This is a genomic window from Xenorhabdus lircayensis (genome assembly GCF_016306625.1).
In the GTDB taxonomy this organism is placed as follows: domain Bacteria; phylum Pseudomonadota; class Gammaproteobacteria; order Enterobacterales; family Enterobacteriaceae; genus Xenorhabdus; species Xenorhabdus lircayensis.
Window position 1 is genome coordinate 28,637 of the sequence record NZ_JACOII010000022.1, and the last position, 13,122, is coordinate 41,758.

At 46.2% G+C, this 13,122-nt stretch carries 14 protein-coding genes; 11 read left to right on the forward strand and 3 right to left on the reverse strand.

Features of this window, described 5'->3' with window-relative positions:
* From cytR to rraA, 6 genes are all read left to right on the forward strand, one after another.
* Positions 1-1,026 carry a DNA-binding transcriptional regulator CytR gene (gene cytR, locus H8A87_RS04445; RefSeq protein ID WP_198688792.1) on the forward strand — a complete coding sequence of 342 codons (1,026 nt, stop codon included), beginning with the start codon at positions 1-3 and terminating at the stop codon, positions 1,024-1,026.
* 71 nt (positions 1,027-1,097) lie between these two features.
* Entirely contained in the window at positions 1,098-1,919 is an 822-nt protein-coding gene (gene ftsN, locus H8A87_RS04450; RefSeq protein WP_198688793.1) for a cell division protein FtsN, read from the forward strand.
* A 138-nt stretch (positions 1,920-2,057) separates the two neighbouring features.
* Positions 2,058-2,588 carry an ATP-dependent protease subunit HslV gene (gene hslV, locus H8A87_RS04455; RefSeq protein WP_198688794.1) on the forward strand — a complete coding sequence of 177 codons (531 nt, stop codon included), beginning with the start codon at positions 2,058-2,060 and terminating at the stop codon, positions 2,586-2,588.
* An 11-nt stretch (positions 2,589-2,599) separates the two neighbouring features.
* On the forward strand, positions 2,600-3,931 hold the full coding sequence (hslU, locus tag H8A87_RS04460) for an HslU--HslV peptidase ATPase subunit (RefSeq protein ID WP_198688795.1): 1,332 nt from the start codon (positions 2,600-2,602) through the stop codon (positions 3,929-3,931).
* Between the two features lie 173 nt (positions 3,932-4,104).
* Positions 4,105-5,022 carry a 1,4-dihydroxy-2-naphthoate polyprenyltransferase gene (locus H8A87_RS04465; RefSeq protein WP_198688796.1) on the forward strand — a complete coding sequence of 306 codons (918 nt, stop codon included), beginning with the start codon at positions 4,105-4,107 and terminating at the stop codon, positions 5,020-5,022.
* Between the two features lie 109 nt (positions 5,023-5,131).
* Positions 5,132-5,638 carry a ribonuclease E activity regulator RraA gene (gene rraA / locus H8A87_RS04470; protein ID WP_198688797.1) on the forward strand — a complete coding sequence of 169 codons (507 nt, stop codon included), beginning with the start codon at positions 5,132-5,134 and terminating at the stop codon, positions 5,636-5,638.
* 120 nt (positions 5,639-5,758) lie between these two features.
* On the opposite strand, the gene zapB is transcribed toward rraA, so the two are convergent.
* Positions 5,759-6,001 carry a cell division protein ZapB gene (gene zapB, locus H8A87_RS04475; protein WP_198688798.1) on the reverse strand — a complete coding sequence of 81 codons (243 nt, stop codon included), beginning with the start codon at positions 5,999-6,001 and terminating at the stop codon, positions 5,759-5,761.
* A 316-nt stretch (positions 6,002-6,317) separates the two neighbouring features.
* On the opposite strand from zapB, the gene H8A87_RS04480 reads away from it, so the two are divergent.
* Both H8A87_RS04480 and glpK read left to right on the forward strand, forming a co-directional pair.
* On the forward strand, positions 6,318-7,115 hold the full coding sequence (locus H8A87_RS04480) for an MIP/aquaporin family protein (protein ID WP_198688799.1): 798 nt from the start codon (positions 6,318-6,320) through the stop codon (positions 7,113-7,115).
* 86 nt (positions 7,116-7,201) lie between these two features.
* Entirely contained in the window at positions 7,202-8,725 is a 1,524-nt protein-coding gene (gene glpK / locus H8A87_RS04485; RefSeq protein WP_198688800.1) for a glycerol kinase GlpK, read from the forward strand.
* 122 nt (positions 8,726-8,847) lie between these two features.
* On the opposite strand, the gene emrD is transcribed toward glpK, so the two are convergent.
* Positions 8,848-10,035: a multidrug efflux MFS transporter EmrD gene (gene emrD / locus H8A87_RS04490; protein ID WP_198688801.1), complete on the reverse strand. Its 1,188-nt coding sequence runs from the start codon at positions 10,033-10,035 to the stop codon at positions 8,848-8,850.
* Between the two features lie 311 nt (positions 10,036-10,346).
* On the opposite strand from emrD, the gene fpr reads away from it, so the two are divergent.
* Positions 10,347-11,093 (forward strand): ferredoxin--NADP(+) reductase, encoded by a 747-nt coding sequence (fpr, locus tag H8A87_RS04495; RefSeq protein ID WP_198688802.1) that lies wholly within the window; start codon positions 10,347-10,349, stop codon positions 11,091-11,093.
* A gap of 38 nt (positions 11,094-11,131) precedes the next feature.
* On the opposite strand, the gene H8A87_RS04500 is transcribed toward fpr, so the two are convergent.
* On the reverse strand, positions 11,132-11,650 hold the full coding sequence (locus H8A87_RS04500; protein ID WP_332460330.1) for a DUF805 domain-containing protein: 519 nt from the start codon (positions 11,648-11,650) through the stop codon (positions 11,132-11,134).
* Between H8A87_RS04500 and H8A87_RS04505 the strand changes: the two genes are divergently transcribed.
* Positions 11,649-12,257, forward strand: coding sequence for a DUF1454 family protein (locus H8A87_RS04505; protein WP_232370074.1), 609 nt, complete (start codon positions 11,649-11,651; stop codon positions 12,255-12,257). The genes H8A87_RS04500 and H8A87_RS04505 overlap by 2 nt on opposite strands.
* An 88-nt stretch (positions 12,258-12,345) precedes the next feature.
* Positions 12,346-13,113, forward strand: coding sequence for a triose-phosphate isomerase (gene tpiA, locus H8A87_RS04510; protein WP_198688804.1), 768 nt, complete (start codon positions 12,346-12,348; stop codon positions 13,111-13,113).
* Positions 13,114-13,122 lie beyond the last annotated feature (9 nt).

Genomic DNA, 13,122 nt, shown 5'->3' on the forward strand with positions numbered 1-13,122 from the left:
ATGGAAAAAAAGAATTGCACGTTGGCAACCATGAAAGATGTAGCCAAAGTGGCTGGCGTTTCTACCGCAACTGTATCAAGAACACTTATGAATCCTGACAAGGTTTCTATCCGTACGCGCCAGAAAGTTGAGAATGCCATATTGGAAGTTGGTTACTATCCCCACAACCTTGCCAAAAATTTACGCCGCAATGAATCCAGAACGATCTTGGTTATCGTTCCCAATATCAGCGACCCTTTCTTTAACGAAGTCATTCGAGGCATTGAAGAAACCGCAGCAGAGCATGGTTACTTGATTCTGATTGGCGACTGCAAGCATCAGCAACAACAGGAGCATGCATTTATCAACCTTCTGATCACCAAACGCATTGATGGTATGGTGCTGCTGGGCTCCAATATCCCTTTCGATGTTTCCAAGGAAGAACAGAAAAACCTGCCACCTATGGTCATGGCCAATGAATTCGCACCGGAGCTGGAACTGCCTACTGTCCATATTGACAACCTGACAGCCGCTTTCAATGCCACCCATCATTTGCAGAAACTGGGACACAAACGCATCGCCTGTATTACAGGGCCGGAGAGCATGCCACTGTGCCACTACCGATTGCAAGGTTACATTCAGGCATTGCGACGTACAGGGGAAGAAATTCGCGAAGAGTATATTGTCCGCGGAGATTTCACCCATGAAAGCGGAGCCACATTGGTGGAAACTCTGCTTACCCTGCCAGAACCTCCGAGTGCGATTTTCTGCCATAGTGATGTCATGGCTATGGGCGTAATGTGGCAAGCTAAAAAAATGGGATTACAATTACCAGAAGATCTCTCTGTTGTTGGTTTCGATGATCTAAATCTGGCTCAATACAGCGAACCCGCCCTAACCACGGTGGAACAGCCCCGTTATAAGATTGGACATCATTCCATACTTTTGTTGCTGGAGCAGCTTCAGGGCCGCTTGGTTTCCAAAGGTTCAAGATTATTGGATGCAGAATTGATCATTCGTGCGAGTACTTGTTCGCCTAAAAGCTAGGCAAATAACTACAGCTTAAGTAACATTAGTTATCTATTCCTTAATTTTTAAATAACTCAGCGAATTAAACAGTGGCACAACGAGATTATGTGAGTCGCGGGCGTAGCAATCCCCGTCGGAAAGGTACTGGTAAGAAAAAAAATCAGGATCAAGGATTACCCAAAACTACATTAGCCGTTGCCGTGGCCTTGGTGGTCATATTTATTGGTGGCCTTTATTTCATCGCACACAACAAGAAAGAAAGTGTACAAGATGAGCCACAACCAACCCACCAAACCAAGGGGCATGGCCTGCCGCCAAAACCGGAAGAACGCTGGAGTTACATCAAAGAATTGGAAAATCGTCCTGTTAATGAGTCTTCGATACAGGAACCCACTGCGACATTGAATCAACCGTTAAACCATGTAAACCCGTTAACGCCAGAGCAGAAGCAGTTACTCGAACAGATGCAGTCAGACATGCGTCAGCCACCTATTTCATTAAAAGAAGTGCCTTATAACAGTGAACCCGTTCCGCGTTCACGCGTGGTGATCAATCCCCCTGCGCAACAATCTACACAACAACAATATTCACAAGAACAAAAGCCAGCAATTGTGCAGGAGAGCAAACCACCAGCCGCCTCCCCGGATTCCAGTGAAATCAGCAAATCAAAGCCTGAAACAAACGCATCTAAATTGATGCTACAATGTGGCTCTTTCCGAACGATAAAGCAGGCTGAATCCGTCCGTGCCAACCTTGCATTCGCAGGTATTGAAAGTCAGATTACCACGAAAGACAATTGGAACCGTGTTGTACTGGGCCCTTATAAAAATAAATCCGGCGCTGAAGAAATGAGCGACCGTGTTGCAGGTGCAGGTGTGTCCGGCTGTATTCTCCGCCCTATCGGGGGTTGAAAAATCAGAAAATTCCCCCATCTTAATCGCTAATAACATACACGCGGTGCTTTTATCAGCAGGGCCACAGGCAGTTGCAAGATAACAAACCAACGCGCCGTGTGTACCATCTTCTATTTTGTAACCAGAGGCTAACTCGTGACTACAATCGTAAGTGTTCGCCGTAATGGCAAAGTCGTCATCGGTGGTGATGGACAAGCAACAATGGGTCATACCGTCATGAAAGGCAATGTCCGCAAAGTACGCCGCCTTTACAATGACAAAGTCATCGCGGGTTTTGCCGGCGGTACTGCTGATGCTTTCACGCTGTTCGAGCTGTTTGAACGAAAACTCGAAATGCATCAGGGGCACCTGACCAAAGCGGCCGTTGAACTAGCCAAAGACTGGCGAACGGATCGCATGCTGCGCAAGCTGGAAGCCCTGCTTGCGGTCGCAGATGAAAATGCGTCTCTGATTATTACAGGTAACGGTGATGTGATTCAGCCAGAGAATGATCTTATCGCCATTGGTTCCGGTGGCCCATATGCACAGGCCGCAGCCCGCGCGATGCTGGAAACAACCGAACTCGGCGCCAGGGAAATCGCAGAACGCGCCCTGTCTATCGCTGGCGATATCTGCATCTACACCAACCATAATCACAACTTCGAAGAACTCCCTTCGAAAGCGTAAGGATAGATAGTATGTCTGAAATGACTCCTCGCGAAATTGTCAGCGAACTCGACAATCACATTATCGGTCAGGATAAAGCAAAACGTGCTGTTGCTATTGCCCTGCGTAACCGCTGGCGCCGTATGCAGTTAGATGAAACACTGCGCCATGAAGTCACCCCCAAAAATATTTTGATGATAGGCCCAACTGGTGTCGGTAAAACCGAAATCGCCCGTCGTCTGGCAAAATTGGCCAATGCTCCCTTTATCAAGGTTGAAGCCACTAAATTCACCGAAGTCGGTTATGTCGGTAAAGAAGTCGATTCCATTATCCGTGATCTGACTGATGCTGCGGTGAAAATGGTGCGTCTACAATCCATTGAGAAAAACCGCTATCGTGCCGAAGAGCTGGCAGAAGAGCGTATTCTGGATGTCCTGCTGCCACCAGCGAAAAATAACTGGGGACAGGCAGAAGCGCAGTCAGAGCCATCTTCAACTCGTCAAGCATTCCGCAAAAAACTGCGTGAAGGCCAGTTAGACGACAAAGAAATTGAAATCGAAGTTTCAGCCGCTCCAGTTGGCGTTGAAATCATGGCACCTCCGGGCATGGAAGAGATGACCAATCAGTTGCAATCCATGTTCCAAAATCTGGCAGGGCAGCGTCAAAAAAGCCGTAAGATGAAAATCAAAGACGCATTCAAGCTGCTGGTAGAAGAAGAAGCCGCAAAACTGGTTAATCCTGAAGAATTGAAACAACAGGCGATTGATGCAGTTGAACAGCACGGCATCGTCTTTATCGATGAGATCGATAAAATCTGTAAACGCGGTCAGACTTCCGGCCCAGATGTTTCCCGTGAAGGTGTGCAGCGCGATCTGCTGCCATTGGTAGAAGGCTGTACGGTTTCCACCAAACACGGCATGGTCAAAACCGATCACATTCTGTTCATCGCTTCCGGCGCATTCCAGGTTTCCAGCCCTTCTGACTTGATTCCTGAGCTTCAGGGCCGTTTGCCAATCCGCGTTGAACTGCAAGCGCTGACGACTGAAGACTTTGAACGTATTCTGACTGAACCTAATGCTTCACTGACTGAACAGTACAAGGCCCTGATGGCAACCGAAGGCATGGGTATCGAATTCACGGCTGACGGTATCCGCAAACTTGCGGAAGCGGCATGGAAAGTGAATGAAACGACTGAAAACATCGGTGCCCGTCGTCTGCATACTGTGCTTGAACGCATGATGGAAGACATCTCTTTCGACGCTAGCGAGAGCCAGGGGCAAGAGGTTGAAATTAATGCCGATTACGTCAAAGAGCACTTGGATGAGCTGGTTGCGGATGAAGATCTGAGCAGATTTATTTTATAATCGGTAACATTGGCCTTAGTCGCCAGACTTATTCACGATAACGCGACTAAACGCAAATATAACGTGAAAAAAACGAAAAATAGTAAAAATGGGAGGCTTTTGGCCTCCCATTTCACTATTTTCGATGATATAAAATTGATCACACCAAACACCTAGTGACAAATAGGGACAATATGAGCTCAACAACGTCTATCAGTCAGACACAGGCATGGCTGGAAAGCTTGCGCCCCAAAACACTCCCACTGGCCATAGCTGCCGTCGTGACTGGTTCAGCCCTTGCATCATGGACAGGGCATTTCAAGTGGCCTGTGGCGTTGCTGGCGTTATTAACCGCAGCCATGCTGCAAATTCTTTCCAACCTCGCCAATGATTATGGTGATGTCGCCAAAGGCAGCGATACAGAAAAACGTATTGGCCCAATGCGCGGCATGCAAAAAGGCCTGATTACAGCAAAACAGATGAAAAATGCGTTGAAGATCACTGTGCTGCTCTCTTGTCTATCAGGAATTTCCCTCATCACCGTCGCCTGCAATAGTCCAAGCGATATTATCGGTTTCTTGGTTCTGGGATTACTGGCAATCGTCGCTGCTATCACGTATACGGTGGGAACCCGACCTTATGGCTATATAGGACTGGGCGATATTTCCGTCCTGATTTTCTTTGGCTGGTTGAGTGTTCTTGGTACTTACTATCTGCAAGCCAGTACTTTTACCCTAAGTACCGTTCTGCCTGCCACTGCCTGTGGTTTACTCTCCGTGGCAGTGTTGAATATTAATAACCTGCGCGATATCGAAAGTGATCGTCAAAACGGAAAAAATACGCTGGCGGTCAGATTGGGAGGCAAAAAAGCTCGTTATTACCATGCTACCCTGCTAATAAGTGCTATGCTTTGTCTTGTCGCTTTTACACTCCTGTATCTGAATGGCTGGTTTAGCTGGTTATTTCTGCTCGCCTTTCCCCTGCTATTGAAACATATGTTGCAAGTACTGCACGATCCGACACCTGAAGGTATGCGACCCAAGCTGGTACAAATGGTAAAAGCAGCGTTATTGACCAATGTGCTGTTTTCCGTTGGATTGATACTTAATTAAGCGAGTAGATACCAATTTTGCCCATAAGTTTTAAGATTGATGATTTTGCCAACATTAACCTTAAAAGGATATACTGTCCGTTCCTTGCATAAACCTAGACGTAAATCCCATGAAATATGATACTTCCGAACTTTGTGATATCTATCAAGAAGATATAAACGTGGTAGAACCACTATTCTCCAACTTTGGTGGGCGTACTTCATTTGGTGGTCAGATCATCACGGTAAAATGTTTTGAAGATAATGGCCTGCTTTATGATTTACTTGAAGAAAATGGGCATGGTCGCATTTTGCTCGTTGATGGTGGTGGTTCAGTGCGCAAGGCAATAGTTGACGCAGAACTGGCCCAACTTGCCGTCAATAATGAATGGGAAGGCATTGTCGTCTATGGCGCAGTACGTCAGGTCGATTCCCTTGCTGAACTTGATATTGGCATTCAAGCAATGGCCGCCATTCCTGCCGGCTCCAATAATGAAGGAGTGGGAGAAAGTGATATCAGGGTGAATTTCGGTGGCGTGACTTTCTTCTCTGGAGACTATCTCTATGCAGACAATACGGGCATCGTCTTATCAGATGTACCACTGGAAATTGATGAAGATAGCGATGATGAAGTGTAATACCCAGATAAATTTGTAACACGTTTATCCGTTATCAGATGATATATCCGCCATCTTTTTTATCGAGTGTATAAAAAAAGGGCGCAACTATCGCCCTTTTTCAGCTAAACCGTTAGAACCTTACTGCACATCTTCCATTTTACCCAACAGGGTACGTAAGCGCTCTTGCCATGCTGATTGTTCTTGTTTGAGCTGCTCATTTTCACGTACCAGTGCTTCACGGCTGTCTGTCATACTTTGGACATCCTGAGATAACACGGTATTCCTTTCTTTTAATTCTTCAATTTCCATTTGCAGCAAAGTGATGGTATCAATCGCCTGCTGAACTTTAGATTCTAGCTTTTCAAAAACTTCAAATGACATTCTCTAGCCCTCTTGTAAGCAATTCCTTGATTGTATTTAGCCTATTAACGCCTGTCTAGTTTCATCCTTTCAATGTGCGGTATAACGAGAAATATAGCGACTAAACCAAAATGTACATGAGATCACATTTCCAAGCTAAATAAAACCGCAATCAAATGCGAATTCGCTCATTTTGTTGACGCAACACGCAGATTTCCATTTCGCTATTTCTCGTTTACGCGCATTAACGATAAATTCACAGAAACCTTTCTATAAATACATATAAGAAGGGTCTAATACTTAATCTTTCCCTGTACTTTTTTATAGGATATAGAAAATGAGCCAGACCACTACTCCAACATTATCGGGTCAATGCATTTCAGAATTTCTGGGTACTGCATTGCTCGTTTTCTTTGGCTTAGGCTGCGTTGCTGCCGCCCGACTCGCAGGGGCGCAACTAAGCTTATGGGAAATCAGCATTATCTGGGGCTTTGGTGTCGCCTTGGCAGTTTATCTCACTGCCGGGATCTCAGGCGCGCATCTCAACCCCGCAGTCACCATTGCTTTATGCCTGTTTGCCAACTTCGACAGAAAAAAAGTGCTGCCTTACATCATTGCCCAAATGCTCGGTGGCTTTGTTGCAGCGCTCATCGTCTATATGATGTATTACAACCTTTTCCTAGATTATGAGCAAGTTCATAACACCGTTCGCGGCTCACAGGAAAGTCTCTTCACGGCGGGAGTTTTCTCTACTTACCCTGCTGCACAGATCTCCGTATTACAGGCATTTATCGTCGAAGTGATCATCGCAGCTGTCCTGCTGTGTCTGATTCTGGCTCTGACAGATGATGGCAATGGCATCCCACGAGGGCCTTTGGCACCTCTGCTGATCGGTGTTCTGATTGCAGTTATCGGTGGCTCCTTTGGTTCCCTGACCGGATTTGCCCTGAATCCAGCCCGTGACTTCGGCCCTAAATTAGTTGCTTATTTAGCTGGCTGGGGAGATATTGCCCTGACTGGTGGTCGGAATATTCCTTATTGCCTTGTTCCGTTGGTGGCTCCTATCGTGGGCGCGATTTTAGGTGCGTTTGGCTACCGTAAACTGATTACTCGCCATTTACCGCGCGAGATTTAAATTTGCCATACTGAACTTTTACCAAATTGTAATATGGCAAACCTATAAAACGATAAAAAATGTATGATTAAAACCAGGTTATAGTTATGACAACAGAAAATATCACTGAAAAAAAATATATCGTCGCTCTGGATCAGGGCACTACCAGTTCACGAGCGGTTGTACTTGATCATGATGCGAATATTGTCTGCATCTCACAACGCGAATTCCCGCAAATCTATCCCAAGCCGGGCTGGGTAGAGCACGACCCGATGGAAATCTGGGCAAGCCAAAGCTCTACGTTAGTCGAAGTACTGGCAAAAGCGGATATCCGTTCTGATCAAATTGCCAGCATTGGTATTACGAATCAACGAGAAACAACTATTGTCTGGGAAAAAGAAACGGGTAAGCCTGTTTATAACGCGATTGTATGGCAATGCCGCCGGACAGCAGATATCTGTACCAAACTGAAACAAAAAAATGGGCTAGAAGAATATATCCGCCACAATACAGGTTTGGTCGTTGATCCCTATTTCTCGGGTACGAAAATAAAATGGATTTTGGACAACATCGAAGGTGTCCGCCAACGCGCTGAAAACGGGGAGCTCTTATTCGGTACAGTTGATACATGGCTGGTCTGGAAAATGACTCAGGGACGCGTACATGTGACCGACTACACCAATGCCTCCCGTACTCTGCTGTTCAATATCCATAATCTAGAGTGGGATCAGAAAATCCTCGATGAATTGGGGATCCCTCGTATTATGCTGCCAAAAGTCGCGGCCTCTTCAGAAGTTTATGGACAAACCAATATCGGTGGTAAAGGCGGCACACGTATTCCTATCGCGGGGATCGCAGGTGACCAGCAAGCTGCTTTGTACGGGCAATTGTGTGTTCACCCCGGTATGGCAAAAAATACTTACGGCACAGGCTGCTTTCTGCTGATGAATACAGGCCGGGACGCAGTCCGTTCCAACCACGGCCTATTGACTACCATTGCCTGTGGCCCACGCGGTGAAGTCAACTATGCACTGGAAGGCGCAGTATTTGTTGGTGGGGCTTCTATTCAATGGCTACGTGATGAATTGAAAATAATCGCCGATGCCACAGATTCTGAATACTTCGCGACCAAAGTAAAAGACAGCAATGGCGTTTATGTCGTTCCAGCGTTTACTGGCCTTGGCGCACCGTATTGGGATCCTTATGCTCGTGGTGCTATTTTTGGTCTGACCCGTGGTGCAAATAGCAACCATATCATTCGGGCCACACTGGAATCCATCGCTTATCAAACCCGTGATGTATTGGACGCAATGCAGGCTGACTCAGGTACACGTCTGCAAGCCCTACGTGTCGATGGTGGTGCTGTTGCCAACAATTTCCTGATGCAGTTCCAGTCCGATATTCTCGGCACTCGCGTGGAACGTCCTGAAGTACGCGAGACTACAGCCTTGGGAGCCGCCTTCCTTGCAGGTTTGGCCGTCGGTTTCTGGCGAGATCTGGATGAAGTGAAGAGTAAGGCAACAATCGAACAAGAATTCCGCCCAGGTATCGAAACGACTGAGCGCAACCATAAATACAATGGCTGGAAAAAAGCCGTTGCCCGTGCTCAAGAATGGGAAGATCGCGCCTAACCGCGCCAATTTCCAGGCAAATAAAAGCTCTGGCATTGTAATGCTGCTATGCCAGAGCCTTTTTATGCTAGAGCCTTTAATAAAAATATCGTTTCTATCTGATGTTACGACTTGCTTCGATTTTACGAGATCGTATGTTCTTGACGCTGAACCCGCTGGGAAATGGGCAACCAGCAGAATAGGATCAGCAGCGCCATAGAAAACATCAACATACCGACACTGAATTGGCTATTTTGCGGCAACATTGCCGACAGCCATGTCGCCACACCCGAGCCCACATTCTGAAATCCGCCAACCAAAGCACCTGCCGCACCAGCCAGATAGGGAAATGGCTCCATCGCTCCTGTCGTTGCCAATGGAAACAACATTCCTGCGCCAAAAAAGAATAGCGCAGCGGGTATCAGGAGTGTCCAGATATTCATAATGCCGAACCAACCGGGCAGCCACATCAAGGCTCCCGCCAACAAGCAGCAAATGACAGAGTGCCACACGAGCCGAGAAAATGTTTTACCTTCGCGTCCCGCATACCATGCGCCAAAGAATGCCGCCGGAATTGGCAAAATAAACAGGATACTGACCGTTAAGCTATCCAGCCCCAAAACAGCCCCCATCAACACCCCGCTACTGGCTTCAAAAACGGCCACCCCAGCCAGACCACCCACCAGCATCATCAGGTAAGCCACAAAGGAGCTATGGGAGAGTAGTTGATGGAAAGCGGCTAACATCGTGCTATGTTCAGTCTGCGTGGGGCGAGTTTCCGGTAAATACCGGAATAGGAAGAAAGTGACTATCATCCCGAATAACAGCAGAAACAAATAGCAAGCACGCCAACCAAAATAATGGGCAAACATACCACCAATCATAGGTGCTGCTAGAGGGCTGACCAATATGGCCATATTCAATAGGCTATTGGCATAACGCAATGTCGTACCAGTATATAAATCCCGTGGCATGGTACGCACCATCACACCTGCGACACCCGTACCCAACCCCTGAAATGCACTGGCAATTACCAGCACCAGCAGATTGGGAGCAAACAGTGCGCATGTCGTCGCCACCAGAAAAATAGACATTCCCACCAGAATCACTGGGCGGCGCCCTAACTTATCAGATAGCGGCCCATAAAAAAGCTGTGAAAGCCCATAAGAAAACAGATACGCCGCCATTACCCGTTGAACTTCACCCGCTGGTTTACTAAGATCACTTGCCATATCCGCAATAACTGGCACATAGATTGTTTGTGTCATCTGCCCGACGGCGGCCAAAGCAATCAACATCAACAATAAATTAAAATGTTCTATTTTTCTCATCGCATTTACATACAATTGTTAAGAAGCCCTCAAGTTCCCAATTAAGAACCTGACGTACTGACTTCATTAGATATGATTTACTTGGTAAATCTATATTTTTTCCAGACAGTATACAATTTCACACAAATAAAAAATAACAGATAAATTACCCATATATGTCAATAAAAGTGTACATATCAATCCAAAATATGAACAAAAATGCAGTTAATTAATCTGTAACACATAATCGATAATGCTATTTCAGGCAATCACGTAGAATCGTCACAAAAAATCATCAATTCACGCAGTATTGTGTAGAGAGGTTAATCGTAATGGCAAACTGGGTTACAGGAAAAGTTACCGACATAACCAATTGGACAGATTCGCTCTTCAGCATCAAGATACATGCGCCGATAGAAAAATTTACCGCCGGGCAATTTGCAAAACTGGCGCTGGAAATTGAAGGTGAACGTATCCAACGCGCTTATTCTTACGTCAATTCCCCCGATGACAATAATCTGGAGTTTTATTTAGTGACCGTGCCGGAAGGGAAACTCAGCCCTCGGCTGGCAGCATTAAAAACCGGAGATAAACTATTGGTCACAGAACAAGCGGCTGGCTTTTTTGTCCTCGATGAAATCCCTGATTGCCAAACACTCTGGATGCTTTCAACTGGTACAGCCATTGGGCCTTATCTTTCCATCCTCCAACAAGGAATCAATCTGGAACGATTTAAAAATATCGTTTTGGTTCATGCGGTGAGATGGGGAAAAGATCTGAGTTACTTACCGATGATGCAGCAATTAGAGAAAACGTTTCAGGGCAAACTAAAAATACAGACCATCGTGAGTCGAGAAAAAAGACCTAATTCTCTGGTGGGCAGAATTCCGGCATTAATTGAAAATGGCGAGCTGGAATCGGCGGTTGGCTTACCCATGCAGGCAGAAAACAGCCATGTTATGCTATGTGGGAATCCCCAAATGGTCAGGGATACCCAACAATTACTCAAAGAGCAGCGTAACATGGCAAAACATCTGCGCCGTAAACCGGGCCATATCACCAGTGAGCAATACTGGTAATCAGCATATTGATAGCCAAAGCACCAGCAATCAACTTATCAGCGTCTTTGAACAGACTCTTTGGCAGAAATGTAATCAACCGTTTCTGCCCTCTCACCAAAGCGATTAGCTTCTTCTTTACCACGGAACACGCCACAGTCAAGCATCACCATAACGAGAATCAGCGTTGGAACGAAACGGCCAATTCCCCATTGCCATATTGATGCCATCGCACTCCAATCAAGGGACACCAATATCCAAGCCAATGCGAGCAATAACACCCAGCCGCCGTGTTTATTTCGGTCATGCAGGCGTTTCGAAAAAATCGCCACGGTTGGATACAATAGCAAGACAACACCAACCGCTGCATAATTCATAGGGAGGACATTCATTCCATGCAGTGTCAGGAGTATAAATATCAAGGCGAAACAGATACCGGTGCCGATCCAGAACTCTCGTCGTCCAATTCGACCTTTGAATGAGAATCCCCATTGTTGTAATGTCATGTACTCTTTTCCAATTGTGGATGCTGTTTTTTCAGTAATTAACTCAGTGAGTAGCAAAATGAAAACAGGCATGAATAAACTTCTGATGACAATATTAATCGCTTTTGGCATCGGTTTACCATTATCAGCCGTTGCGGGTGAGCCTTCTGTCACACCAGAGATGAACTCACCGTTGATGTATCTGCTGACCGATTCCCCTACTTTCGAAGAAACCATCCCGGTCTTTCGGGAAAAATACAACAAAAAATACCCTGAAATTCCCCTGTACGAATATAAGGTGGTTGCAAGCAAAGATATTTCCCAGCCTTTCATCCGTGCCGCCAGTAAAATCAATGAAAAAATTTACTCTTCGGCAGTGCTGGAGCGAGGTAGCGAAAAGATTAAAAGCCTGCAAATTACGCTGCTGCCATCACAACGTGAACAAGAAGATGAGCAAAATCTCATACTGGCAAAACAGTATATGGCTGCCCTGATCAGCCAATTCGAACCGACTCTTTCCTCTGACCAAGCCAAAGCCCAATTGGAAAAGCTTTTGAAGACAGCGGAAAAACGTCCGGCTTTCAGTCAAAAAATGGGAGCTATGCGCTATGTCATCATGAACAGCAGCGAAAATATAATGACCTTCGCAATTGAACCGATTAAGCTATCGCTATCTGACATCTCAGCAAATGAAAATTAGTGACACAGCGCAGAGCTATTCGCGTTGATGATCTTTATAATGTTCATTCATTTCGCAATTTGATTATTTTCTGGTTGGAGGGAAAAATATGCGACATCCATTAGTTATGGGTAACTGGAAATTAAATGGCAGTACCCACATGGTTAACGACCTGATTGCAGGCCTGCGTAAAGAACTGAGCAACGTTGACGGCTGTGGCGTCGCTATCGCACCACCAACAGTTTATGTTTCTCTGGCAAAAAATGCACTGGCAGGCAGCCGTATCGCTCTGGGTGCACAAGATGTTGACGCGAACCTTTCTGGTGCGTTCACTGGCGAAACTTCCGCTGAAATGCTGAAAGACGTCGGCGCAAAATATATCATTATCGGTCACTCTGAACGCCGTACTTACCACAAAGAAAGCGACGAATTCATTGCCAAGAAATTCGCTATTCTTAAAGAACAAGGCCTGATTCCAGTTCTGTGCATTGGCGAAACCGAACAGGAAAACGAAGCGGGTCAGACCGAAGCGGTTTGTGCACGGCAAATCGATGCAGTTCTGAACACTCTGGGCGCTGAAGCGTTCAAAGATACAGTTATTGCCTACGAGCCAGTTTGGGCAATCGGCACTGGCAAATCTGCAACTCCAGCACAAGCACAGGCAGTTCATAAATTCATCCGTGACCATATCGCGAAACAAGATACCGCTATCGCTGAACAAGTCATCATTCAATACGGCGGTTCCGTCAACGCCAGCAATGCGGCAGAACTGTTCACCCAGCCTGATATCGACGGTGCGCTGGTCGGTGGTGCATCATTGAAAGCCGATGCTTTCGCTGTGATCGTGAAAGCCGCAGCAGAAGCGAAAAAAGCGTAATCTCTTATT

Bases quoted from the DNA above. Each gene is read 5' to 3' on its own strand.
- cytR (WP_198688792.1), top strand. From the start codon at position 1: ATGGAAAAAAAGAATTGCACGTTGGCAACCATGAAAGATGTAGCCAAA.
- hslU (WP_198688795.1), top strand. From the start codon at position 2,600: ATGTCTGAAATGACTCCTCGCGAAATTGTCAGCGAACTCGACAATCAC.
- H8A87_RS04465 (WP_198688796.1), top strand. From the start codon at position 4,105: ATGAGCTCAACAACGTCTATCAGTCAGACACAGGCATGGCTGGAAAGC.
- rraA (WP_198688797.1), top strand. From the start codon at position 5,132: ATGAAATATGATACTTCCGAACTTTGTGATATCTATCAAGAAGATATA.
- zapB (WP_198688798.1), bottom strand. From the start codon at position 6,001: ATGTCATTTGAAGTTTTTGAAAAGCTAGAATCTAAAGTTCAGCAGGCG.
- H8A87_RS04480 (WP_198688799.1), top strand. From the start codon at position 6,318: ATGAGCCAGACCACTACTCCAACATTATCGGGTCAATGCATTTCAGAA.
- glpK (WP_198688800.1), top strand. From the start codon at position 7,202: ATGACAACAGAAAATATCACTGAAAAAAAATATATCGTCGCTCTGGAT.
- emrD (WP_198688801.1), bottom strand. From the start codon at position 10,035: ATGAGAAAAATAGAACATTTTAATTTATTGTTGATGTTGATTGCTTTG.
- fpr (WP_198688802.1), top strand. From the start codon at position 10,347: ATGGCAAACTGGGTTACAGGAAAAGTTACCGACATAACCAATTGGACA.
- H8A87_RS04505 (WP_232370074.1), top strand. From the start codon at position 11,649: ATGAATAAACTTCTGATGACAATATTAATCGCTTTTGGCATCGGTTTA.
- H8A87_RS04500 (WP_332460330.1), bottom strand. From the start codon at position 11,650: ATGCCTGTTTTCATTTTGCTACTCACTGAGTTAATTACTGAAAAAACA.
- tpiA (WP_198688804.1), top strand. From the start codon at position 12,346: ATGCGACATCCATTAGTTATGGGTAACTGGAAATTAAATGGCAGTACC.